Annotated in this window: 25 protein-coding genes and 1 pseudogene; 15 read left to right on the forward strand and 11 right to left on the reverse strand. The window is 47.5% G+C overall.

Features of this window, described 5'->3' with window-relative positions:
- Nucleotides 1-48 precede the first annotated feature (48 nt).
- From IC229_RS17260 to IC229_RS17275, 4 genes are all read left to right on the forward strand, one after another.
- A complete protein-coding gene (locus IC229_RS17260; protein WP_190888243.1) occupies nucleotides 49-996 on the forward strand; it encodes a pyridoxal-phosphate dependent enzyme in 948 nt (315 codons plus the stop codon).
- A gap of 3 nt (nucleotides 997-999) precedes the next feature.
- A complete protein-coding gene (locus tag IC229_RS17265; RefSeq protein WP_190888244.1) occupies nucleotides 1,000-1,437 on the forward strand; it encodes a GNAT family N-acetyltransferase in 438 nt (145 codons plus the stop codon).
- Nucleotides 1,438-1,506: 69 nt separating this feature from the next.
- Entirely contained in the window at nucleotides 1,507-1,863 is a 357-nt protein-coding gene (locus tag IC229_RS17270; protein WP_190888245.1) for a DUF3471 domain-containing protein, read from the forward strand.
- Nucleotides 1,864-1,953: 90 nt separating this feature from the next.
- On the forward strand, nucleotides 1,954-3,270 hold the full coding sequence (locus tag IC229_RS17275; protein ID WP_190888246.1) for a PQQ-dependent sugar dehydrogenase: 1,317 nt from the start codon (nucleotides 1,954-1,956) through the stop codon (nucleotides 3,268-3,270).
- A gap of 99 nt (nucleotides 3,271-3,369) precedes the next feature.
- On the opposite strand, the gene IC229_RS17280 is transcribed toward IC229_RS17275, so the two are convergent.
- Together IC229_RS17280 and IC229_RS17285 are read right to left on the reverse strand one after the other, a co-directional pair.
- Nucleotides 3,370-5,097, reverse strand: a complete 1,728-nt coding sequence (locus IC229_RS17280) for a hypothetical protein (protein ID WP_190888247.1) — start codon at nucleotides 5,095-5,097, stop codon at nucleotides 3,370-3,372.
- The gene (locus IC229_RS17285; RefSeq protein ID WP_190888248.1) at nucleotides 5,087-5,695 is read right to left on the reverse strand and encodes an RNA polymerase sigma factor; all 609 of its coding nucleotides are present in this window, start codon (nucleotides 5,693-5,695) and stop codon (nucleotides 5,087-5,089) included. Before IC229_RS17285 ends, IC229_RS17280 begins: the two co-directional genes overlap by 11 nt.
- Nucleotides 5,696-5,870: 175 nt before the next feature.
- Here IC229_RS17285 and IC229_RS17290 point away from each other — a divergent pair, with 175 nt between their 5' ends.
- Complete coding sequence (locus IC229_RS17290) at nucleotides 5,871-6,587, forward strand: SGNH/GDSL hydrolase family protein (RefSeq protein WP_190888249.1); 717 nt, start codon at nucleotides 5,871-5,873, stop codon at nucleotides 6,585-6,587.
- Nucleotides 6,588-6,644: 57 nt separating this feature from the next.
- Here IC229_RS17290 and IC229_RS17295 read toward each other — a convergent pair whose 3' ends face one another.
- From IC229_RS17295 to mutS, 4 genes and pseudogenes are all read right to left on the reverse strand, one after another.
- Entirely contained in the window at nucleotides 6,645-7,148 is a 504-nt protein-coding gene (locus IC229_RS17295) for a Rad52/Rad22 family DNA repair protein (RefSeq protein WP_190888250.1), read from the reverse strand.
- Between the two features lie 68 nt (nucleotides 7,149-7,216).
- The gene (locus tag IC229_RS17300; RefSeq protein ID WP_190888251.1) at nucleotides 7,217-7,426 is read right to left on the reverse strand and encodes a hypothetical protein; all 210 of its coding nucleotides are present in this window, start codon (nucleotides 7,424-7,426) and stop codon (nucleotides 7,217-7,219) included.
- A 146-nt stretch (nucleotides 7,427-7,572) separates the two neighbouring features.
- A pseudogene (locus tag IC229_RS36140) lies at nucleotides 7,573-7,851 on the reverse strand (DUF6932 family protein); the annotation flags it as partial.
- A gap of 29 nt (nucleotides 7,852-7,880) precedes the next feature.
- Nucleotides 7,881-10,526 carry a DNA mismatch repair protein MutS gene (mutS, locus tag IC229_RS17305; RefSeq protein WP_190888252.1) on the reverse strand — a complete coding sequence of 882 codons (2,646 nt, stop codon included), beginning with the start codon at nucleotides 10,524-10,526 and terminating at the stop codon, nucleotides 7,881-7,883.
- 110 nt (nucleotides 10,527-10,636) lie between these two features.
- On the opposite strand from mutS, the gene IC229_RS17310 reads away from it, so the two are divergent.
- The 4 genes from IC229_RS17310 to IC229_RS17325 all read left to right on the forward strand — a co-directional run bounded on the left by IC229_RS17310 (nucleotide 10,637) and on the right by IC229_RS17325 (nucleotide 13,333).
- Nucleotides 10,637-11,188 carry a PH domain-containing protein gene (locus IC229_RS17310; protein WP_190888253.1) on the forward strand — a complete coding sequence of 184 codons (552 nt, stop codon included), beginning with the start codon at nucleotides 10,637-10,639 and terminating at the stop codon, nucleotides 11,186-11,188.
- The gene (locus IC229_RS17315; RefSeq protein ID WP_190888254.1) at nucleotides 11,181-11,705 is read left to right on the forward strand and encodes an RNA methyltransferase; all 525 of its coding nucleotides are present in this window, start codon (nucleotides 11,181-11,183) and stop codon (nucleotides 11,703-11,705) included. The genes IC229_RS17310 and IC229_RS17315 overlap by 8 nt, the downstream gene beginning before the upstream one ends.
- A 74-nt stretch (nucleotides 11,706-11,779) precedes the next feature.
- Nucleotides 11,780-12,223: a hypothetical protein gene (locus tag IC229_RS17320; protein ID WP_190888255.1), complete on the forward strand. Its 444-nt coding sequence runs from the start codon at nucleotides 11,780-11,782 to the stop codon at nucleotides 12,221-12,223.
- Nucleotides 12,224-12,397: 174 nt separating this feature from the next.
- Complete coding sequence (locus IC229_RS17325; RefSeq protein ID WP_190888256.1) at nucleotides 12,398-13,333, forward strand: sensor histidine kinase; 936 nt, start codon at nucleotides 12,398-12,400, stop codon at nucleotides 13,331-13,333.
- 24 nt (nucleotides 13,334-13,357) lie between these two features.
- On the opposite strand, the gene IC229_RS17330 is transcribed toward IC229_RS17325, so the two are convergent.
- Together IC229_RS17330 and IC229_RS17335 are read right to left on the reverse strand one after the other, a co-directional pair.
- Nucleotides 13,358-15,547, reverse strand: coding sequence for a M28 family peptidase (locus IC229_RS17330; RefSeq protein WP_190888257.1), 2,190 nt, complete (start codon nucleotides 15,545-15,547; stop codon nucleotides 13,358-13,360).
- Nucleotides 15,548-15,678: 131 nt separating this feature from the next.
- Nucleotides 15,679-16,398, reverse strand: a complete 720-nt coding sequence (locus IC229_RS17335) for a LolA family protein (RefSeq protein WP_190888258.1) — start codon at nucleotides 16,396-16,398, stop codon at nucleotides 15,679-15,681.
- 190 nt (nucleotides 16,399-16,588) lie between these two features.
- On the opposite strand from IC229_RS17335, the gene IC229_RS17340 reads away from it, so the two are divergent.
- The 6 genes from IC229_RS17340 (at nucleotide 16,589) to IC229_RS17360 (ending at nucleotide 20,051) form a co-directional block, all read left to right on the forward strand.
- Nucleotides 16,589-17,803: a nucleoside permease gene (locus IC229_RS17340; protein ID WP_190888292.1), complete on the forward strand. Its 1,215-nt coding sequence runs from the start codon at nucleotides 16,589-16,591 to the stop codon at nucleotides 17,801-17,803.
- A gap of 61 nt (nucleotides 17,804-17,864) precedes the next feature.
- On the forward strand, nucleotides 17,865-18,062 hold the full coding sequence (locus IC229_RS17345; protein WP_190888259.1) for a hypothetical protein: 198 nt from the start codon (nucleotides 17,865-17,867) through the stop codon (nucleotides 18,060-18,062).
- Nucleotides 18,053-18,328: a hypothetical protein gene (locus IC229_RS35330; protein WP_223834052.1), complete on the forward strand. Its 276-nt coding sequence runs from the start codon at nucleotides 18,053-18,055 to the stop codon at nucleotides 18,326-18,328. Before IC229_RS17345 ends, IC229_RS35330 begins: the two co-directional genes overlap by 10 nt.
- Before the next feature lie 80 nt (nucleotides 18,329-18,408).
- Nucleotides 18,409-18,561, forward strand: a complete 153-nt coding sequence (locus tag IC229_RS35335) for a hypothetical protein (RefSeq protein ID WP_223834053.1) — start codon at nucleotides 18,409-18,411, stop codon at nucleotides 18,559-18,561.
- 34 nt (nucleotides 18,562-18,595) lie between these two features.
- Nucleotides 18,596-19,372 carry an exodeoxyribonuclease III gene (locus tag IC229_RS17355; RefSeq protein ID WP_190888260.1) on the forward strand — a complete coding sequence of 259 codons (777 nt, stop codon included), beginning with the start codon at nucleotides 18,596-18,598 and terminating at the stop codon, nucleotides 19,370-19,372.
- A gap of 127 nt (nucleotides 19,373-19,499) precedes the next feature.
- Nucleotides 19,500-20,051 carry a pseudouridine synthase gene (locus IC229_RS17360; protein ID WP_394355957.1) on the forward strand — a complete coding sequence of 184 codons (552 nt, stop codon included), beginning with the start codon at nucleotides 19,500-19,502 and terminating at the stop codon, nucleotides 20,049-20,051.
- 66 nt (nucleotides 20,052-20,117) lie between these two features.
- On the opposite strand, the gene radC is transcribed toward IC229_RS17360, so the two are convergent.
- The 3 genes from radC to IC229_RS17375 all read right to left on the reverse strand — a co-directional run bounded on the left by radC (nucleotide 20,118) and on the right by IC229_RS17375 (nucleotide 21,719).
- Entirely contained in the window at nucleotides 20,118-20,813 is a 696-nt protein-coding gene (gene radC, locus IC229_RS17365; RefSeq protein WP_190888262.1) for a RadC family protein, read from the reverse strand.
- A gap of 136 nt (nucleotides 20,814-20,949) precedes the next feature.
- The gene (gene rpsT, locus IC229_RS17370; RefSeq protein WP_190888293.1) at nucleotides 20,950-21,216 is read right to left on the reverse strand and encodes a 30S ribosomal protein S20; all 267 of its coding nucleotides are present in this window, start codon (nucleotides 21,214-21,216) and stop codon (nucleotides 20,950-20,952) included.
- Between the two features lie 104 nt (nucleotides 21,217-21,320).
- Nucleotides 21,321-21,719 (reverse strand): Dabb family protein, encoded by a 399-nt coding sequence (locus IC229_RS17375; protein ID WP_190888263.1) that lies wholly within the window; start codon nucleotides 21,717-21,719, stop codon nucleotides 21,321-21,323.
- Between the last annotated feature and the right edge of the window lie 135 nt (nucleotides 21,720-21,854).

Below are 21,854 nucleotides of genomic sequence, written 5' to 3' on the forward strand. Positions count from 1 at the left end.
ACCCGCTATTTTCTTTGTAATTTGCCCACCGTCCTTTTGTCACTTAGTATGATTGCTTTCGATACCATTCTTCAGGCGCACGACCGCATTCGACCGTACATCCACCGCACGCCGGTGCTTACCAATCAGACCATCAACGAACGTAGCGGTGCCGAGTTGTTTTTCAAATGTGAAAACTTTCAGAAAATCGGCGCGTTCAAAGCGCGTGGCGGCCTGAACGCTGTGTTGCAGGTGGCCCAAAATAACGAAGGTACTGCTATCACAACGCATTCGTCGGGCAATCACGCGCAGGCGGTGGCTTTTGCTGCCCGACAGGTAGGTATGCCTGCCTATATTGTGATGCCCCGAACCGCGCCCCGAGTCAAAAAAGACGCCGTTCTTGGCTATGGCGCCAACGTAATAGAATGCGAACCAACCCTCGAAGCGCGCGAAGCTGGTGTTTTGGACGTAATAGCGAAAACCGGCGCGGTGCTAGTGCATCCATTTGATGACGATCGGGTAATTGCCGGACAAGCCACGGCCGCCATTGAATTGATGGAAGATGCTGGAAAAGACCGCCCATTCGACGTAGTAATGGCTCCTGTAGGTGGGGGTGGCCTGCTTAGTGGGACGTCGCTGGCCGTTCACTACGTATCGCCTACTACGCGCGTCATTGCTGGTGAGCCGGAGGGGGCCGCTGATGCCATTCTGTCTTTTCGTAGCGGACAAGTCGAGAAAGCGCCGTACATCAATACAGTAGCCGATGGTCTGATGACGACGCTGAGTGAACGAACACTACGTATCATCCGGGAGAACGTAGCAGCTATTCTGACCGTTTCAGACGAGGAGATTATTGCGGCCATGAAACTGGTTTGGGAGCGCATGAAGATCGTAATTGAGCCTTCGTCGGCGGTGCCGCTGGCGGCTGTGTTGAAGCATGAGAATTTGTTTGCCGGTCAGAAAGTCGGAATTATTGTGACGGGTGGAAACGTAGATTTAGGCAAACTTCCTTTCTGATTGATGATTGACATCCGACCTATTCCGTTTGAACAGACGTATCAACTACGCCACAAAGTGTTATGGCCAGACAAACCGTTCGACTACGTAAAAGTGGAGAACGACAGCGAAGGCTATCATTTTGGCGCATTTCAGAACGACGAATTGGTAGCCGTGATTTCGTTATTTGTAGGATTGGATGATAAAAATTCAGAACAGCAAACGCCTAAAACGGCTCGTTTTCGGAAATTTGCGGCCCGCCCAGATCGGCAGCGACAGGGTATTGGTACGTTGTTATTGAATCACGTAATTGCCGAAGCTAAACGATTAGGAGCCACTACGCTATGGTGCGACGCCCGACTTGATGCCGCCGACTTTTACCGCCGATTCGATATGGAAGCTGTTAGCGACATATTTTATAAAGGACCGATACCCTACGCCAAATTTTCACGTACCTTGTAAGTAACGTAGCACTGATTGTTCGTGCTACGTTATGGTAAAATCTCGATAACTCTAAACCGCAATTAATCGATGAAACGAATCTTCTTTTTCGGACTAATAATCAGTCTGTTTACCTTAGCCACTTCAGCCAACGCCCAAACGGCATCTGCCGACTCGCTAATGGCTTATTCCGGCTCATACACCTTCGCTAGTGGAAGCCCAATTCAGAAATTCACCGTTACGTCCGACAAAGGTGAGTTGTTTGGCGAAGCCGATAGCTATGGTAAAAATAAATTGCTGAAGCAACCTAAAGCCGATACGTATAAGTCAACAAGTTCGTATGGCTCAGTCATTACGTTCACCCGCGATGCCGCTACAAAAAGCGTAACGGGTTTTACGATGGCTATTGAGGGAAATGAGCTATCAGCGAAAAAAGATAAGCCGTAACCAAACGGCTGCTCAATGAGTTGATTGTTCAGACGTTTGATGTCGGCTGGCTGAGTTAGCACTAAAACGTCCGAACAAGCAAACTCAACGATGAAAACGACTTCATTTTTATGCACGGCCGCTGTGGCGGTGGTGTGTTTAGCCTGTAATCAGCAGAAAAAACAGGAAAACCAATCGGCAGATACTGTAGCAACTGCCACACAAACGCTGGACCTTCCGGCTCCTTATGCTACCAAATCGACAGTTAATTTTAGCAACGTTCTTGGCTGGCCTAAAGGGAAAACACCGCAGGCTCCGGCGGGCTTTGTCGTAACCGAATTTGCCCGTGACCTGAATAACCCCCGCTGGATTTACCAGGCACCCAATGGGGATATTTTCGTTTCGGAGGCTAATACCGAACGAAAGGGTATCAAAAATAAGGTCGTAAACTCCGTGACAGGACGTAGTAAGTCTGAAAATGAAGGTACTAGCGCAAACCGCATTACCCTCTTTCGCGACGCCGATAAAGATGGAAAACCAGAAGTTCGCGAAATCTTCCTGACCGGACTCAATCAGCCATTTGGGATGCTGGTACTGGGCAGTACGTTCTATGCCGCCAATACCGACGGGCTGATGCGATATGACTATAAATCCGGACAAACGAAAATAACCAAACCCGGAAAGCGGATTCTGGAGCTTCCTGCTGGTGGCTACAACAATCACTGGACCCGCAATCTGCTGGCTGGCCCCGATGGAAAGAAAATCTACGTATCGGTTGGTTCGGGAAGTAACGTAGCAGAACACGGTATCGAGAACGAACTTCGACGGGCAAATATTCTGGAGATCAACCCAGATGGAACCGGCGAACGTGTTTTTGCCAGTGGATTACGAAATCCTGTCGGTATGGGCTGGCAACCTACTACCAAAACACTTTATACGGCTGTAAATGAACGCGATGAATTAGGCGATGACCTCGTGCCTGATTACCTGACGAGCGTGAAAGAAGGAGCTTTTTATGGCTGGCCTTACGCTTATTTCGGTCAGCATGAAGACCCCCGCCGAAAAGGTGAACGCCCTGATTTAGTGAAAAAGTCGGTTGTTCCCGACGTACCACTGGGTTCACATACTGCCTCGCTGGGGTTGGCTTTCTACGACAAAATGGCATTTCCTGAGAAATATCATAATGGCGCTTTCATTGGTCAACACGGCTCCTGGAATCGTTCGCAATTGTCGGGCTACAAAGTTGTTTTCGTGCCTTTCCAGAATGGAAAACCCGGTACACCTGAAGATTTTCTGACAGGCTTCGTGGCAGGTAATGATAAAGATGTGTATGGTCGTCCCGTTGGGATCGCAATCTTACAGGATGGTTCCATGCTCGTTGCTGATGATACGTCCGGACGTATCTGGCGCGTTTCTGCGAGTAAGTAAGAAAGGCCACGACAGCCAGAGCCTGTCGTGGCCTACTCAACCAAAAATGGCTCGAACACGTAATGTTCGAGCCATTTTTGGTTATGCGAATTCGTTTTATTAGAACTGATATAACAGCCTCGCTCTCAGGCCGATAGTTGTTGTTGGTTGCCAGTTGGGGCCCGGCGCTGTATAAAAGCAGGTCGGAACGGTCATTACTGGCGCTGCCTGAATTACCAGATGTTTATTTTGCCACTCCAGTCCGGGGCTAAACGCTATTGAATTGAACAGATCAACCGGGCGGTCGGCCTTGAAATTAGCTTCGGTGAAACCTGCTCTTGAATATTTGCGATAATAATACGTTACCCGCTCCGTATTGCTGAGTACCATATACGTTCCCAACATCGATACCATCGTCAGTGACTGATTAAGTGGCAGGCGATAACCCACGCTAATAGGCAACTGAACACGTACCAGTTTGGAGTCAATATTGATGACGTCGCCTTTGAGATCGACTGTAGGTGGAAGGCCAAACCCAAATTCCCGCCGGAAATCCCGATTCGTCCTTAAGTCGAATTCGTCGGCTGTGATGAACATACCGTTCATGTAAGTAGCCTGATTAATACCTAAACCAAGCATAAAATGACGGCCAAACAAGGCTTCGGTAAATACACCAGCGCTCCAGAGACGTGAATCAAATTCGCCACCGACTCCAGCCCGGAAACGGGTAGCAAGGCGCTGAACAGGTTGGCTGGTAGGCGTCTGATTCACAACAGTTGTTCGGGCCGAACGCATCTTGCGGGCACGCTGCGCGAGTAATGCATTCCAGTTGGCAGATGCCAGCGATAAGGTGTGACTTGGAGCAAGTTCATACGCTACGACGCCTGTACCAACTTCTGTTTCGGGCGTTACGTTGCCTTCGGATTGTGGAGCAGCATTGGTCGTACCCGCAACCGAATTATCCGAAATGATTGTATTGCCTGAGTTTCCTGCATTAGCATTGCCTGCCCTCGTCGGCTGATTCGCTACGTAGTCCGAGGTTGGGAATGTCGTTCGGCGGGTATTGCCACCTTCAACCGACTGACCTGAGGACCCTTTATTTCCCTTATTTCCGGCAACACGGTCATTCCCCGATGAGTTTGGATTAGACTGAATCGCCGGATTGTCCGACGTAGTACTACTGCTTTTTTCAACGGAAGTGGGAGTAGAGGAAACGTCATACGATTCGGTATTAGTTGGTAGATTATTGGCTACATTATGGGTTTCCGCTTGAATTTTTTCGCGGCTGTTAGCCGGACCTCGTTGAGCAAGTGTTGAATTGGTTCGTGGTTCAGCGTGTAAGTCATCCACAGTCTCCGGGCGACCACGTGATGGAACCGCTACGTAACGGGTAATGTAAACCGTATCGCGTAGATTCGTTGGCAACGTAGCATTTTGAGACGTAACGTTTTGCTTATCAGGCTCATTAAGCTGGCCTGTTTTAGTTGTGCCTGCTACGTCGGTGTTACGTTGCGATTGAGACGTAGCATCAGGTGCAGGCAGTGCTGGCTTTACGGTTCGATGCTTCGAGAGTTCGCTTACAGTTTGCCGTAACGTATTGATTTCGCGTCGTTGCCAGACACTGAGCGTAACCAGAACCACCGTGCTGACGGCTGCGGCAGCCATAAGCCAGGGCTGCGCCGACCAGACACCACCACTAAAGGGATGCCCGGTGCCCGACGCTCCTGGCTGCGGTACGTTGGCCTGCTGAAGCGTGGCCTGCATACGCGCCCAGTCTTTTTCGGTGAAGTCCGGCCGAATACTTTCCAGTTTTCGCCGGATAATATCGGTAAATCGGTCAGTTTTCATGATAAGGTGAAGTGGCCGATGGGCCAACTTTTTCGAAAGATGGATATGCTTGTTTGATGAGTAACTGTAGTTTCTGACGGGCTCGGGCGAAGTTAGAACGTACCGTGGCCTCGTTATGGCTTAAAAGTCCGGCAATTTCGTGGAGGCTGTAGCCGTCTACTACGTGCATCATAAACACGGTTCGATACGTCGGGCTGAGTTGTTGCACGAGCGCCAGAATTTCTTCGGCGGCAATCCGATCTACTACGTCGTCGTCGAAGGCAACCTGCTCACCGTTTTCCAGCGAACTATGCTGTTCGAACCGTTGATTTTTGCGATAATGACTAATCGCTGTGTTAACCAGAATGGTACGTAGCCAGGCTTTGAACGGAAGCGTTTCGTCGTAACTGTCTAAATGCTGAAAGGCTTTTAGAAACCCTTCATTCAATACGTCTTCTGCTTCTTCAATATTCGACGTGTAGCGCAGGCAGATACTTTTTGCATATCCAAAAAATTGTTTGAACAGCGTTCGTTGCGCCCTTGGGTCGTTGGCACGACAAGCCCTGATGACACTAATGAGGTCATTATCGGCGAACGATGACGATTTCCGAAAAAACAAAGTTTGGATTGATTTATGTAAACGTTTCTGACTATAACTACACTACGCATTACCAACGTGTAACGTTGCACGAATCAGACAGGTTGCTACTATTTTTCAACATTTCTGCCACATTCGGCTTCCTGACTACGTACTGACTGAAAAGGGCTAATTCACCACCATGAATGCTTAGCAGATGAACGTATTAGTAATTGGCGATGGACATACCTACGGCTATGGGTTACCAGGCGGTAAATTAAGCTATATAGGTCATTTTATTCGACAAATCAAACGGTCGGGGCAAGCCGTGTCTGTGGAAGCCTATGCGTTTCATAGCATGATGCAGGGGCTGTCAACACTAAAAAAACTACCATTGGAGCAGTATGACCTAATTATACTTCAACTCGATGTTGCGATCATTCAACCGATAAATCCAGTACGTAAGCACAAAGATAATCAGCCATTACTGCCTTATCTGCCCGAAGTCGGCTTTAAAAATGAGCGTATGCCGTTCGTCAGTCGGCTTAAAACTAGCTTAGGCTTACTGCTGACATCGGTATTGCCAATTCGTTCACGTACCTATTTCGGCGCATTGTTAAAGCAGATACGACCTTATCGGCATAAAGTTCTGTTACTGACTCCCTTCCCGAACCAACATCCGCTGGAACAGTGGTTGAGCCAACGCAGCGGCAACATCATGTTGTCACTTGCGGAAAAACAGTTAGTAAGCATTTTTGAAACTAACTCGGTTATTGGGGCCAGCGACGAATATTTTCTACCTGATGATTCGAAGCATCTTAGCGCCGTAAGTCATGAACTGCTTGGTCGTTCGTTGTTCGATTTTTACGAATCAGCACCCACCATCGTTACCGTTCAGACTGTTCGTCGGGGCGACAAGTGGTTTGATGTATGATGAGTGATGAACGATGAGGGATAAACGGCGGACCGTTTATCCCTCATCGTTCATCACTCATACAGCTTTAGCTGTAGGTTTGGCGTGCTCGGGTTTCAGCACCACTACGTCACGCACGGTGCCTCCACCGTTAATTTTCTCAACCATTTTGTCCAGCAAAGGCGTCGCCCAATCAGGAATGTATTTGTCGGTGGTTTGAATGAGCACTTTGGGGAAATCATAAAGTGCCCGGCCAAGACCGAACTGAACGGCTGCCCTTTTCATGGCGTCGCTGATACCGCCTTTAACGGGTTCAACGCTCGTTCGGCTGGCTCCATCCGTTTTTCGGACAACTTCACCACCGGGCAGCACGGCCGTAATGGTGCACAAAAATCCACCTTCAATTTCCTTAATTTCGTTTTGCCAGCCGGCCCAGCCAAACTGTTCGTCGAAACGTTGCATCACGCATCGGTTGGTGATGTACGGCACCACAATAATCTTCTGACCATCTTTGGTCTGGCTCTGCACGCGCCATTCAATCTCCTGTACGGTGAGCGGGGCGGTTAATACGTTTAATTCCATTTAAGTTGTTGTTTACTAATGGTTATTTCAGTAAAGAGTTTGTTCTCATCAGCAAATGCTACTCTTTTTCAAGCCGCAGCCTGCCAGCGCATTTCGGTCACCTGCGATAATAAGGATCGAAGCTCATCAGTCAGTCGATTTTTTACTTCCTGAAATTGCTCGATCATAAATGTATTTGGTTCATAAGCTCCTTGGTGACGACGAATGGCTTCATTCATCTGTTTGACCTGTTCAAGAGTATGGAAAAGCTGGATTTCCAGTTCATCATTAATTTCCATAAGCAACATTTAGTTCAAGGATTCCTTTTGGTGTTTTCGGCGATCGGTTCGAAGAAAGTGATACCAAGTTAATTCATCAGACCGACCTATTTCATACTTCCGATGGTCTGGTGGGTATATCTCGACAAAATAACAATCGACTCTGCCTACCCATTCTTTTTCAATTGTTTTAACTCATTTTCGACATGAGAAAAATGCGTGTGTAGAATGAACACGATTACGTCAATATCACCCGGTTTTTTCAAATTACTGACGAAACTGCCGCCAATCCACTGTCTATGAGCTACTGGCAAATGATTACGAAATACCTCTGTAAAAAGCGCATAATCACTCAATAAACTTTGACGCCATCTATTACCACCGAATGTTTGCACAACCGTTTCCCATTCAACCGAAACAATATCATAGGGTAACAAATAACCATTATTGTCAAAAGTAAGTAACCGCTTTTCCTTTACTCCACCAGCTTCAGTAGTTCATTCAGCTTCAGTAAAGCTTCAATGGGTGTCAGGCGGTTTACGTCGATGGTGCGTAGTTTTTCTTTGATGGCTTCGGATTTGGGGTCGCCCGATTCGATGATACGTAGCGCCAGTTCACGTTCCTGTGGAACAGCTTCCCTGATACGTTCCTTGTTGTTTTCGCGGCCGTGCGACGATTCTAACTGTTTTAAAATCTCGGTGGCCCGATTCACAATCTGGGCGGGCATTCCGGCCATTTGTGCTACGTGTATCCCAAAACTATGCTCCGAGCCTCCTTCTTTCAGCTTACGTAAGAAAATTACTTTGTTGCCTAACTCTTTTACCGCTACGTTGAAATTCTTGATACGTTGGTTATCACTCGCCAGGTCGTTCAGTTCGTGGTAGTGCGTAGCAAACAGCGTTTTGGGGCGACAATCGGTTTTATTGTGCAGGTATTCAGTAATCGCCCAGGCAATCGACACGCCATCATACGTACTCGTTCCCCGACCAATTTCGTCCATCAGCACCAGACTACGTTCGCTGAGGTTGTTCAGAATACTGGCCGTTTCGGTCATCTCGACCATGAACGTACTTTCGCCCCGCGATAGGTTATCACTAGCTCCCACCCGCGTAAAAATCTTATCGACAATCCCGATTTCAGCCAACGTAGCAGGTACAAAACTGCCCGCCTGCGCCATCAGTACAATAAGTGCCGTCTGACGTAGCAGAGCCGATTTACCAGCCATGTTCGGACCAGTAATGATGATAATTTGCTGGGTTTCGTCGTCCAGAAAAATATCGTTGGGAATGTATGGTTCGCCCGGGGGCAATTGTTGCTCAATAACCGGATGGCGTCCATCTTTGATCGTCAACGCTTTGCTTTCGTTGATCTGCGGACGAACGTATTTATTTTTAACAGCAATCCGCGCAAACGATGCCAGTACGTCGAGCACAGATAACACACGGGCATTTTGCTGAATCGCTCCAACGTATTCACCGGCTGATATCACCATTTCGTTAAACATACGGGCCTCAATCTGAAAAATCTGCTCTTCCGCATTCAGTATTTTGTCCTCATATTCTTTCAACTCGGGCGTAATGTAGCGTTCGGCGTTTACGAGCGTCTGCTTCCGAATCCAGTCGTCGGGCACCCGATTTTTGTGGGCGTGCGTCACTTCCAGATAGTAGCCAAACACTTTATTATAAGCCACTTTGAGCGAACTAATGCCGGTACGTTCCACCTCACGCTCCTGCAACTGAAGCAGATAATCTTTACCCGTATAAGCGATGGCCGTGAGCTCGTCCAGTTCAGGATTGATGCCGGATTTAATCATACCACCCTGATTCGAAAGCGTTGGCGGATCTTCGCGCAGTTCAGCTTCGATTCTGTCGAGCAGGAACGTAACGGGATTCAATTGGTCGGCGTATTTTTTGAGCGAAGGCGACTCTTGCTGACTCAAGGCAGTGATCAGTAATTCCTTGATCGGTAATACGTGTTGCAACGACCGTTTGAGCTGCAACAGCTCTCGAGGATTTATCCGACGAACCGCCACTTTCGACACCAATCGCTCCAGATCGCCGATTTGCCGTAAGTGATTCACTAACGTATCGGCCAGATCAATATCACCAGCGAGAAGCTCGACCATGTTCAGCCGTTCGTCGATCAGGGCCTTTTCCTTGAGCGGAAGGCTCAGCCATTTACGTAGCAGCCGCGCACCCATCGGCGTAACTGTCTGATCCAGAATCTGAATAAGCGGTACGCCACCTTCCTGCTGGGCAGCTGTCAGTTCGAGATTGCGAATGGTGAAACGGTCGAGCCAGACGTAGCGATCTTCTTCAAGTCGGGTTACGCGGGTAATGTGCTGAAGGTCTTTGTGTTCAGTTTCGTTGAGGTAGTGTAGAATCACCCCGGCTGAAACAATACCGTCGGGCAACCCTTCAATACCAAACCCTTTCAGCGACGTGGTCTGAAAATGCTGTTTCAGGAAATTGTAGCCAAAATCGTAGGTGAAGGCCCAGTCTTCAAGGGTATAGGTATGAAACTTATCACCGAACAGAACGCCGAACTCAGCCCTGTTACGTTTGCAGTACAAAACCTCCGATGGATTGAAACTTTGCAACAGTTTATCGACATAAGCCGAATTACCCTGCGAAGCCAGAAATTCGCCCGTCGAAATATCCAGAAATGATACACCAAACTGATCCTCGCCTTTACCGAAATGTACGGCGGCAAGATAGTTGTTACGTCTGGTATCCAGTACGTTGTCGTTGAATGACACACCGGGCGTCACCAATTCCGTTACGCCCCGACGCACAATCCCTTTGGCAAGAGCAGGGTCTTCCAATTGATCGCAGATGGCTACGCGCTCGCCCGCCCGAACGAGTTTGGGGAGATGTGTATCGAGAGAGTGATGCGGAAAACCGGCCAGTTCTTCATTTGACCCGCCGTTGTTACGTTTGGTGAGCGTAATCCCCAGAATTTTACTGGCTTTAACAGCATCTTCGCCGAACGTTTCATAAAAATCACCGACGCGAAAGAGCAGCAAAGCACCGGGATATTTGGCTTTTATCTGGTTATACTGGCGATTAAGAGGAGTTTCGTTTTTCTTCGACTGAGGCTTTGCTGCGGTGGCGGTTTTCACTGAATTTCGTTGGATTGTATTAAAACAAAAATAGCAAAATTTACCGAGAAATTGGCCAATTTTCGCCTTTATTGTTCGCTTTGTACACTTGAATAACCTCCCTTTCAGTCATGACACAAACTGAGCCTGCATTCTCTGTAAAAGCGCAGTTCAACCCCATCATTCGAACGTACTTACTTCTCTACGTAGCATTTATTCTGCTAGTGACTGTAATTGGTATCGTATTAATACCCATCTGGTTACTAGGGGCGGGACAATGGTGGAGCAGCCACTATTTCCGTAACCTCGAATGCGAGTTAACAGACCGTTCGCTACGTTTCCAGAAAGGTATTCTTGTTCACGTCGAGAAAACGATTCCGCTCGAAAATATTCAGGATGTTACGTTTGTCGCGGGGCCGCTGTTACGTTATTTCGATTTGTGTATTCTGAAATTTGAAACCGCCGGACAAAGCCCAAATCAGGCGCATAACATGGAACTGATTGGAATAATCGACGCGCAAAATTTCCGAAATCAGATTCTTGAACAACGTCAGAAATTAATAGCTTCCCGAACGGGACAAAAACCTGCCGAAACAGACCAAATTCTTCTGGCCGAAATGCGTGATACGTTGCATGATATTCGGCAACTACTTCGTGATAATCTCAAACAAACCAATGCGTAAACTCTCCCTCGACGAACTCAACCGTTTATCTGTCGAAGACTTTAAAACCGCTAAAAAATTCCCGTACTGCCTCATTCTGGACGATATACGTAGCTTGAATAACGTGGGATCGGTGTTTCGCACGGCTGATGCATTCCGGGCGCAGAAACTTTATTTGTGCGGCATTACCGGCCAGCCTCCTCACCGCGATATTACCAAAACTGCTCTCGGGGCAACCGAATCGGTCGATTGGGAATATGTTTCTGACGTAACGCAACTTGTTGGGCAATTACAGGCGGATGGATGGGTTATTGCAGCCGTTGAACAAGCTGAAGGCAGCGTGTTGCTAAATGATTTTGCCCCAGAATTAAACAAACCGTATGCTTTTGTGTTGGGTAACGAAGTGACAGGCGTACGGGATGAGGTTGTGCAACAGGCCAATCTGGTGCTTGAAGTACCTCAATTTGGTACGAAACACTCCTTGAATATTGCTGTAACAACTGGCATCATTTGCTGGGATTTTCTCCAGAAAATGTAACAAAAACTTAATATTGGACTTTTGATTGTGCCAAAAAATCCGTATTTATTTGTAAATTTTTTCCTACCAATCCAATGGCGAACAAAACCATAAAAACAAAACAAAAATCGCTGACTGCCGAAATCGTCAGTTCGATTGAAACCAAGCTAAGTGAAGCCGGTGAAGCCACCAAAAAAATGAAAAAATCTATCGAGAAATCGGCAGAGAAACTGGCGAAAAAATTGGCTAAACTCATGCACAGTGCTGAGAAAAAAGCAGCCAAGCCGGCCAAGAAAGTGAAGAAAGAAACGGCTAAGGCTAAGAAGAATCTGGCTAAAGCCGAAAAGAATGCAAAACGTACTGCTAACAAGGCAGTCGACAAAGTAGCTGAGTCTGCAACGGATGCTGTAAAAGCAGCTCGCCCGACGCCGAAGCCAGCCGCTGCTGCAAAACCAGCTCCGAAAAAATCACCAGCTCCTAGAGCTAAAGCAACTGCAACCGCTACGCCTGCTCCAGCAGCCGCTTCCGAAAATGCTTAATATACTAACTTTTTGTTGATCGAAAGAGCCTGCTAATTCAGGCTCTTTTTGCAATTACATAATATTTAATAGTTGTCATCATAACATTTATTTGCATTTACGTAATTTCTGCTTGTACCTAATTAATTAATTTAGCTTCTTTACCGTCCATAAATGACAGCCTAAGCCAGCATTATGCTGCACCGTTCTACAGCCTATCGGATATTAGCGTGGGTACTTCTCGTTCTAGTAGGCACGGGGGGAATAGTATATTGGAAATGGGATGCGCTGGTTGATTTGGTTTCTACACTTTCTCCATCGGTACGTTGGCTTACCTTATTTGGTCTTGTCCTGGTCACGCAGATGATCATTGGCTACCTGGTCTGGTGGTTGTTACGTCGCCAGCCAGCGTCCGTTGTGCAGACGGAAGTCCTGAATTCGATTGTGCATGAGTTTCAGACACCCATCAGTGCCATCCGCATGTCGGCCGATATTCTGGATTCGCCCATTGCCCGCGACCAGCCGGAACGCACGCAGAAATATGTTCGTATTATTCGTGAGGAGACCGAACGACTTCAGCAGCAGGTCGAAACCATGCTTACACTGGCCCGCGCCGACCGTAATACGTTGGTAGTGAACCCCGAACCTATTCAACTGCACCACCTGCTACGTTCCGTGGCCGAACGTCATGGCGATTATCTGAAACTGACACTTGCAGGAACTGATCCGCATCTCCTGGCTGATCGGCTTCACATCACCAACGTATTTTACAATTTGCTGGATAATGCTATTAAATACAGTGTCGGCGAACCCGAAATTACCATCCAGACCACTACCAATCGGGATGGACTGACTATAGCTATCAAAGACCGGGGAGTTGGGATTCCACCCAAACTGGTTTCACAAATTTTTCAGCCATTTTTCCGGGTACACGATCGCAATCAGCCCAGCGTCAAGGGTTTCGGATTAGGGCTTAGCTATGTGCAACGTATCATTCACGCCCATAAATGGTCCATCTGGGTCAAAAGCGAAGTCGGGAAAGGCAGTGAATTTATGATTCAAATTCCACCCTCCTCGCTCCTGCCTCCTACCAAAAGTAATCAGTCCCTTTCCAGTAAGACTGAGCAATAGTGCTCAATGCTACGTTACAATTGCCTATTTGCTTCCTCCAATTGCCGCTGGTGTGCCCATTCCCTGTGCAAGCATTTGTAATTTATCGCTCAGGGTTTGAATCGCTTTTTTGTAGCGGACTTCCAGATCAGGAAGGTTCGCCGTTGATTTAAGTGATGCTTCATATAAAAGTCCGGGTAGCATCCACGACGCGTATCCGCTGTTCGGATCAGATGACGCGTAAAGCGACTTATACCAGCCGCCGAAAGCATTACCTTTTGGGTCGATGAATGAGCGTTCAAGCATACGGAGTTCTTTATTCAATTCAATCAGTTTGTCAGTACGACCCGCCTTCAGATAGGTTTGACGAGCTGTCTCGCAGGCGTCGGCGTTCTTTTTCAGCGCATCGACCGCCGTCAGCAACGTAGCAATCGAGTACGTTGGCGCGTAGGCCTGAATCGCTTTTTCGGCTGCTTTCAGGTGAATAGCCAGGTCGGCGGGGTAGCGTGCTACGTCGTAAGGAACCAGATCGGCGTTGGCCAGACGTAGCGTCATGGTTCCCACAACCTGTTCCATCGTTGCGCCCATCTTGTAAGTCGGGTCGGCGAACTTATCATAGAAATACAAATCGTCGTACTGTGAATGATAAAGCGTAGGGCCTTCCATACCGGCACTCAGCGCTGGAATGCCAATATGCATGTACGGAGCAATATGGTCGGAGCCTCCCCCAAGATTACCAATACTGGGTTCACCGGCCAGCACTGCCGGCGCCGACGAGCCTGTTACGTGTGTAGGGCTACCCATAGCTTTCTGTGCCATCCAGTGCTGATAAACCGTTTTGTTGGAATCGGGGTATTGAACGGATTGTGTAGCCTCAATAAGCAGTTTTTTCATTGATGGTGAAGCACTAGCCCCAAAAATGCGCCCTGAAACGGCAGCATCGTAGTTCATGTAAACTACTCCCTTCTGCGTAAGTTCGTCGCGGAATTGTTCGCTCCATTCGGCCGACCCAATCACGCCCGGTTCTTCGGCATCCCAGTGACAAACCTTGATGGTACGTCGGGGCCGCTGCCCAGCTTTAGCAAGTTTTCCCAGCGATTCGGTCATACTCAGCAACATAGCTGTACCTGAGTTCGGATCTGTAGCGCCGTATGACCAGGCATCGTAGTGGCAACCGGCAATAATCCATTCGTCTGGAAATTCGGCCCCAGTCAACGTACCAACTACCTCATAAATCCGCTGAATGGCTTTCTCCTGCTTTACCATCAGCCGGACTTTTAAGGCAGAACCGCCTTCGAGACGATACGTATATGGCAAACCTCCCTGCCAGCCTGCCGGAACCGCGCGAGCGCCCATCATACGTTTCAGGATTTCGGTGGCTGAACCGTAGGGGAGGGGTGTAACCGGAATTTTATGAAGTACTACGTCTTTTAAGTCGAGACGTTTAGGTGTGTTTTTGGCGTCCATTGGCAGGGCTGCCTCGCCTGGTGTAAGTGGGTCGCCGGTGTAGGGTGTAGTAATCAATGAACCGCGTTGAATCACGCTCTCGCTGTAATAAGGGCCTTCGGGAAAGGTGAGTCCGCGCATGTAGCCACTGTCGGCGGGGTCAGTGAAAATGATAACACCGATGGCTCCGGCAGCCTGCGCAAACTGGGCTTTGTAACCCCGGAAGTTACCGCCATACCGAGCCAGAACGATTTTGTCTTTCACCGAAATTCCCATCGCTTTCAGTTGCTCAAAATCTTCTTTACGACCGTAGTTGGCGTATACCACTTCCGCCGTTACGTCGCCCGAACCTGACCAGGCATTATAGCCGGGCGTGAGTCGAGGATCGCTGCTATATTTGTCTTCTTTAAATAAAAACTCTCTAATATTCAGTGGCTGACGTATCGGTTCGACCAGCTCTACCGCAATTTCGCCGGGGCCTTTTGGAAGCAATACGTCGTGCGGATAAATATCGACCTGCCAGCCCGCCCGGCGCATGGTTTCGGCAATGTAATCGCGAACCTGCTCATTTTCTTTCGAGCCTGTAATGTGCGGAACACTGCTCAGTTTTTCGAGGTGATTTTTGAAAGCCGCCGACGACTGCTTACTCTTAAACTCTGATTCGAGTTTGAGCTGCTCCGCCTGACGGCCCGGAATAAAACCAGATAGCGTTTGCGCATGGGTTGTCAACGTAGTAAAACCAAACGCCAGTCCGGCAAAAATAGATTTGGTTAGTAATTGGTGATTCATAGAAGTCAGGTCGTTAATCCCCAAATATCGGTATTTGATTTGGTAAAATCGGTGAAATGCGACTGATTATTCGGCAATAAAAAAGAGACGTTTACTACGTCTCTCATCTAAAATCAATACGTTTTGAACTATTATTTAGGCATAGCGAAAATAGCCGGGTCGACTTTCGGATTAAATACTACGTTTGACACCGTGATAGTAAGCGGGCCGGGCATACTTGGGTTTTCCAGATCAAGGGAAGTAGGAAGATTGAGACCTTCCATCGGTTTGTAATTGCCGTACTTGATTTTGATGTCGCTTGTTTGTCCCTGTAGCGTAACCTTTGCATTCATACCGGCAATCTGATACGTAGTGGCATCAATGAAATAATTGGCAACGCCTTCAGGCCGTGTCACTTTCAAATTGAATACGTCTTTATCGCCGAGCTTTTCCTTGCCTACGAACTCAATCGGATATTTTTTGTCTTTAGCCACGAACAAGTCGGTGCCAAACAGGTGCATATTGCCTTTTTGGGTTTTAAGCTGATCGTCGGGTAGGGGTTGAGGAGACGTACCGCCCTGCATAGGATTGATAGTCCAGCCTTTATCACCATCGACAACCGTGGTCATCTGCTGGCCCATTACGGTTACGTCGTTACGTATCGACTTATCGACTACCACGGTCGATTTACCCGTCATATCCATCCCCATGATGCTGATACTCTGGTCGAACTGGAAAGTCTTGACAGCGGCAATTTTATCGGCGCCACCCGTAGCCGCAATATTTTTTTCAATGATTTCGTCGGCTGTCTGGGCGAAAGTCAGCACCGGTAAGGCGACAAGCGCAACGAACGTTATCAGTTGTTTTTTCATGGAATAGTTTAGTCGGAAATCGGATCAGATTACAAATACTAGACACTAAAGTTAACACAAGTTACATCAGATTGTGAGTGTGAGAGGTCATTTTTTGCATAGACGGAAAACATTCCGTGGCAACTGGCTTGCAGGGCTGACGAGTGTTTTTTACCTTCATCGGTCAAAACCTTAAATGCTAAAACCACTGATGTTGTCAACAACTCGCTTTCAGCTTTCTGCCATGATGTTCCTCCAGTTTTTCGTATGGGGGGCCTGGTATGGACAGATGAGCAAATACCTTTTAACCGAACTTCATGCTACTGGCGATCAGGTTGGTAATGCGTATGCGGCCTTCTCACTCGCCATGATTATTGCCCCATTTTTCGTCGGAATGATCGCCGACCGGTATTTTGCCGCGCAAAAAGTGCTGGGCGTTCTGAATCTGCTGGGCGCTGGCGTATTATATCTGATTACCAAAAATACGAATCCCGGAAATTTTTTCTACCTGATTCTGGCCTACTGCATTACGTTCGCGCCCACACTGGCCCTCACTTCGTCGATTGCAATGCAGCAAATGACGAGCCCCGAAAAGGAGTTTCCAGGTATTCGCGTGCTGGGAACCATATCCTGGATTGTGGTGACGAATATTGTCGGTTATTACGGTTTTGGCGACAAAGTGACGATTTTCCAACTGTCGATGTATGCGGCCCTGATACTGGGTGTTTTCTCTTTCTTTTTGCCCGATACGCCCCCTAAAGCTACTTCTTCGTCGTCGGTAGCGCAGATTCTGGGGTTGGATGCGTTCAAGCTTTTTAAAGATCGTTCCTTCGCCATTTTCTTCTTATCGTCGGTACTGATTTGTATTCCACTTTCGTTCTACTACGCCATGGCCAACCCCTCACTAACCGATGGCGGTATGCAGAACGTAGAGAATAAAATGTCTCTGGGTCAGGCGTCGGAAGTGATTTTCATGCTGCTGATTCCGCTTGCTTATACGCGACTGGGCGTGAAGAAAATGCTAATTGTTGGATTGATCGCCTGGATTGTACGCTTCATCTGCTTCGGCTATGGAACCGCTTCGACCGAGTGGATGCTGTTCCTCGCTATTGTGCTGCATGGTGTGTGCTACGACTTTTTCTTCGTAACTGGCATGATTTATACCGATAATAAAGCGGGCGAAAAAATCAAATCGTCAGCGCAGGCCCTGATTTCCATTGCTACGTATGGTATTGGCATGGGTATCGGTTCGAAAATTTCGGGTATTGTCCTCGACATGTACACCCGCCCAGACGGCACGAAAGACTGGCTGAGCGTCTGGCTGGTTCCGGCAGGTATTGCCGCTGCGGTGCTGGTGTTGTTTATTCTATTATTCTCCGACAAAAAGCGCACGCTGGCGCAAGAGGATGAATTGGTATTAAAATAAATGGACAATGTATAATTCAAGTAGTAGAAATACACTTGACTTATACATTACGTATTGAGTTATGGAAAAGAAACGACGCATTACGTTTTATAATGATCTCAATGGTCCGCACGAAGACCAGGTTCGGGAAAATGCCCGAATGACGCCCGAAGAACGTTGGGCTGTATTTCAGCGACTAAAACGTCGCCATCACGGGATGTTTGGTAAGCACCAAAAACAGGGACGACGTATCATACTGGAAAAGCCATTATGGATTTAGATGATGACAATTTTGTGCGGTTTGTAGTAGCTGCCGATAATTGCAAGCTTGACTATATTCTTATTGGTGGTTTGGCACTTATCCTAAACGGCGGGATTCGATATACGGAAGAGGCTGATGTATGGATAAAACCTGCCAATGAAAATCGAGATAAACTTTTGAATACGCTACACGAACTGGATTTTACGTATGCTGAATTAGAACCGCTTAAATTAGCTGACTTCACTCAACCCCAAATTATCCTCAACCCCAAATTGTCCGTTTAGAAGAACAAATTGATATTCTCACCCAAGTCCATTTTCGCCTGAATTATGATGAATGCCGACTTCGAGCAAGGTCATTTATAATGCCAGGTGGGCAGACTATTTATTTCCTGCATATCAATGATCTTCGTGAAGCCAAAGTTCTGGCCCGGCGAACCAAAGATTTGAATGATATTCTCATGATTGACGAACTTATCGAAGCAATCAAAAAACAGGAAGAATCAACGGGCGAATAATTTTATACTCTTTTTCGCCTTCTTCACCTCTAAAATGCAACTTATTTCCTATAATCTCAATGGCATCCGGGCGGCTATGCGTAATGGCCTGATTGACTGGTTGTCGCAACATTCGTTTGATGTGCTTTGCTTTCAGGAAGTGAAGGCGACCGCCGACGTAGTGGACCTAACCCCGTTTGAGCAATTAGGCTATCAACACCACTGGCACGCTGCCGAAAAGAAAGGCTATTCGGGGGTTGCTACGTTCTCGAAAATAGCGCCTACCAACGTAGTGATTGGCTGCGGTCTGCCTGTGTATGACTGCGAAGGACGCATACTACGTACTGATTTCGAAGATGTTACGTTGTTGAACTGCTATTTCCCATCCGGTACGTCCGGGGAAGTTCGGCAGGGAGTGAAGATGGAGTTTCTGCGTGATTTTTACGAATACGTCCAGAACCTGCGAAAAACACGCCCAAATCTTATTGTTGTGGGTGATTACAATATTGCTCATAATCCCATCGATATACACGACCCGATACGTAACAAAAACACAACGGGTTTTCTGCCTGAAGAACGGGCCTGGATGGACCAATGGTTTGGATCAGGTATAACCGACGCCTTTCGGTTTATACATCCTGTGGCAGTAGGTTATAGCTGGTGGAGTTACCGGGCTGGGGCACGTAGTAACAACAAAGGCTGGCGTATAGACTACGCATCGGTAACCGATACCCTACGCGAACAAATCACCGACTGTCGCTTATTACCTGATGCCGTCCACGCCGACCATTGCCCGGTGTGGTTGCTTCTGTCTGAACCGGGATTTAACTGATTTTATGGATTTACACGATTTTGCTTCCACTGAAATCGCTTCTCTGAAGCGAATAACAAAATCCAGACAATCCGTGAATCAGCTAAATCCCGGTTCGGAATACTTCCTCATCTACAAGCCCTACCTGATGCTGTCTCAATTTAGCCGGGAAGGCGACAAGCCTACACTGGCTGATCTGAATTTTGATTTTCCGAAAGACATTTACCCTGTTGGGAGACTCGATGCCGATAGTGAGGGCCTATTGTTGCTCACTAACGATAAACTATTGAACCATAGGCTGCTGAACCCAAAATTCAGGCATAACCGGACGTACTACGTTCAGGTCGAGGGCGCGCTGACGGACGAAGCTTGTCGGCAGTTGACCGAGGGCGTAACGATTTCGGTAGATAGCAAACGGTATGATACGTTACCTGCTACGGCCTTGACCATCGCCGAACCTATCTTGCCAGAACGTAATCCGCCGATACGTTATCGGGCTTCCATTTCGACGTCGTGGTTGTCGATTTCATTGCACGAAGGTAAAAACCGACAGGTTCGCAAAATGACTGCTACGGTTGGTTTCCCGACGCTACGTCTAGTGCGCTGGGCTATCGAAACGCTGACAGCCGAAGGTATGGAATCAGGCGAGGTGCGTGAATTGAGCCGAACGGAAGTACTGCGGGGGCTGAGGCTCTCTTAGAGCGTGTAGCCTAGACGGCCACGTCCGGGCGAGTCGGATTTTCTCGTCCGGAACTGGTCGTCCAGGCTACAACACTCCCTCATCAGCAAAACTATAATAGGCTTTGTCGGTGAAAATCAGATGATCCAGCACGGGAATGTCCAGCAGACGACCAGCGTCTTTGAGTTTTTTTGTAAGGTCTTTATCGGCCTGCGAAGGGAGTAGATTTCCTGAAGGATGATTGTGAAACAGGATCATTGACGACGCCAGATGATCAATAGCCTGTTTGAAAATAAGTCTGGGATCGGCTACGGTTCCGGCTATTCCGCCTGTACTAATCTGTACCGGACGTAGTACTTCGTTGGCGCGGTTCATGAGCAGAATCCAGAATTCTTCATGCGATTTGTCCATTAAATGCGGCACTATTTCATTGTAGGCATCGCGCGAACACGTAATGCGAGCACGTATCGGACGGTCTTGTTCCTTCCGTCGACGACCCAGTTCCAGAGCGGCCACAATGCTGATCGCCTTTGCTTCGCCAATGCCCCGAAATTTTGAGAGGTCTTTGATGCTGAGCTTAGCCAGATCGTTCAGGTTATTACTAACGCTTTTCAGGATGATTTTCGCTACGTCGACAGCTGTGAGGTCGACAGTACCGGAGTTAATTAAGATGGCAATAAGTTCGGCTTCCGATAGGGCGGCTTTGCCCTTAAGCATGAGTTTTTCGCGTGGGCGGTCTTCTTCGGCCCAACTTTGGATGGTGCCGGAAGTTTGATACGTCATGAAATTAAGTAAGCTATAAGTGGGTTTCGATCGACAAAATGCATAAAAAAACCTTACCTGCAAAAGGTAAGGTTCCGAAAAACATTATAATCAGATTCGATAGGTATCAATAGAATCTGTTTGAAAGAGCTGCTAATTAAGCAGTTGCTACTTTCAAGCCATTCACAAAACGAGCCAGTTTCGATTTGTTGTTCGAAGCTTTGTTTTTGTGGATAATGTTACGTTTAGCGAGTTTGTCCAGTGCCGACGCAACCGTTTTGTACAGCTCAACAGCCATTGCGTGGTCGGTGGTAGCACGGAGTTTTTTCACCATGTTGCGGGTCGTAACGTGCTGATAACGGTTCTGAAGCCGCTTCTTGGCGCTCGACCGGATTGCTTTTTTTGATGACTTATGGTTTGCCATTGGTATATAAATGAGATCGTTGTCGCGATATGAGGGCGCAAAAATAGAAAATTCGGCCGGAATAGTCAATATCCCTGGCCGAATTTCTTTCATTTACCTGTGGTTTATTGCCGAATGTCAGCGTTGACAATCAGGGTTTTTTCCCAGATTCCCTTGTTTTGCTGAACGAACTCTTTGTAGGCTTCACTTTTCTCAAACGATTTTATATCGTCGACTGATTGAAACGTGAGGTAATGTACAACGTCATACTCAGAAGAAGCCTGATTTGGTAAAATTGTCTCCCCAGACGCGTAACCGACGACCTGTGGAATTTCGTGCTTTAGGGCTGCAAAACTGGCCATATGCTGTTCAACAGCTTTCGTTTCGACCCCTTTTTTGAATTTTATGCACACAATCTGCTGTTTCTGGGCTTTTCGCGCAGGTGAGTAGGCACCATAGATTGTTAATGCAAAAGCACACAGCAACACAACGACTAGGGTATATCCCTTTGATTTAGCATTCATGATTATTTGAGATTTCTCTGATTTTCCAAATTTTATTCTGAATGACATGGTCGTTTAAATAAATAGTTAAGTATTTTCTCTTTAAAGTACCAGGTTTTGTCAAATGTACAACGGTTTTATTTGGTTGTTTGTTTT

It is taken from the genome of Spirosoma profusum (assembly GCF_014699005.1).
Taxonomy (GTDB): domain Bacteria; phylum Bacteroidota; class Bacteroidia; order Cytophagales; family Spirosomataceae; genus Spirosoma; species Spirosoma profusum.

What these genes read in the sequence shown, in the direction of transcription:
- IC229_RS17260 (WP_190888243.1), top strand. Translation starts at nt 49, where the DNA reads ATGATTGCTTTCGATACCATTCTTCAGGCGCACGACCGCATTCGACCG.
- IC229_RS17265 (WP_190888244.1), top strand. Translation starts at nt 1,000, where the DNA reads ATGATTGACATCCGACCTATTCCGTTTGAACAGACGTATCAACTACGC.
- IC229_RS17270 (WP_190888245.1), top strand. Translation starts at nt 1,507, where the DNA reads ATGAAACGAATCTTCTTTTTCGGACTAATAATCAGTCTGTTTACCTTA.
- IC229_RS17275 (WP_190888246.1), top strand. Translation starts at nt 1,954, where the DNA reads ATGAAAACGACTTCATTTTTATGCACGGCCGCTGTGGCGGTGGTGTGT.
- IC229_RS17280 (WP_190888247.1), bottom strand. Translation starts at nt 5,097, where the DNA reads ATGAAAACTGACCGATTTACCGATATTATCCGGCGAAAACTGGAAAGT.
- IC229_RS17290 (WP_190888249.1), top strand. Translation starts at nt 5,871, where the DNA reads ATGAACGTATTAGTAATTGGCGATGGACATACCTACGGCTATGGGTTA.
- IC229_RS17295 (WP_190888250.1), bottom strand. Translation starts at nt 7,148, where the DNA reads ATGGAATTAAACGTATTAACCGCCCCGCTCACCGTACAGGAGATTGAA.
- IC229_RS17300 (WP_190888251.1), bottom strand. Translation starts at nt 7,426, where the DNA reads ATGGAAATTAATGATGAACTGGAAATCCAGCTTTTCCATACTCTTGAA.
- IC229_RS17310 (WP_190888253.1), top strand. Translation starts at nt 10,637, where the DNA reads ATGACACAAACTGAGCCTGCATTCTCTGTAAAAGCGCAGTTCAACCCC.
- IC229_RS17315 (WP_190888254.1), top strand. Translation starts at nt 11,181, where the DNA reads ATGCGTAAACTCTCCCTCGACGAACTCAACCGTTTATCTGTCGAAGAC.
- IC229_RS17320 (WP_190888255.1), top strand. Translation starts at nt 11,780, where the DNA reads ATGGCGAACAAAACCATAAAAACAAAACAAAAATCGCTGACTGCCGAA.
- IC229_RS17325 (WP_190888256.1), top strand. Translation starts at nt 12,398, where the DNA reads ATGCTGCACCGTTCTACAGCCTATCGGATATTAGCGTGGGTACTTCTC.
- IC229_RS17330 (WP_190888257.1), bottom strand. Translation starts at nt 15,547, where the DNA reads ATGAATCACCAATTACTAACCAAATCTATTTTTGCCGGACTGGCGTTT.
- IC229_RS17335 (WP_190888258.1), bottom strand. Translation starts at nt 16,398, where the DNA reads ATGAAAAAACAACTGATAACGTTCGTTGCGCTTGTCGCCTTACCGGTG.
- IC229_RS17340 (WP_190888292.1), top strand. Translation starts at nt 16,589, where the DNA reads ATGTTGTCAACAACTCGCTTTCAGCTTTCTGCCATGATGTTCCTCCAG.
- IC229_RS17345 (WP_190888259.1), top strand. Translation starts at nt 17,865, where the DNA reads ATGGAAAAGAAACGACGCATTACGTTTTATAATGATCTCAATGGTCCG.
- IC229_RS35330 (WP_223834052.1), top strand. Translation starts at nt 18,053, where the DNA reads ATGGATTTAGATGATGACAATTTTGTGCGGTTTGTAGTAGCTGCCGAT.
- IC229_RS35335 (WP_223834053.1), top strand. Translation starts at nt 18,409, where the DNA reads ATGCCAGGTGGGCAGACTATTTATTTCCTGCATATCAATGATCTTCGT.
- IC229_RS17355 (WP_190888260.1), top strand. Translation starts at nt 18,596, where the DNA reads ATGCAACTTATTTCCTATAATCTCAATGGCATCCGGGCGGCTATGCGT.
- IC229_RS17360 (WP_394355957.1), top strand. Translation starts at nt 19,500, where the DNA reads ATGCTGTCTCAATTTAGCCGGGAAGGCGACAAGCCTACACTGGCTGAT.
- radC (WP_190888262.1), bottom strand. Translation starts at nt 20,813, where the DNA reads ATGACGTATCAAACTTCCGGCACCATCCAAAGTTGGGCCGAAGAAGAC.
- rpsT (WP_190888293.1), bottom strand. Translation starts at nt 21,216, where the DNA reads ATGGCAAACCATAAGTCATCAAAAAAAGCAATCCGGTCGAGCGCCAAG.
- IC229_RS17375 (WP_190888263.1), bottom strand. Translation starts at nt 21,719, where the DNA reads ATGAATGCTAAATCAAAGGGATATACCCTAGTCGTTGTGTTGCTGTGT.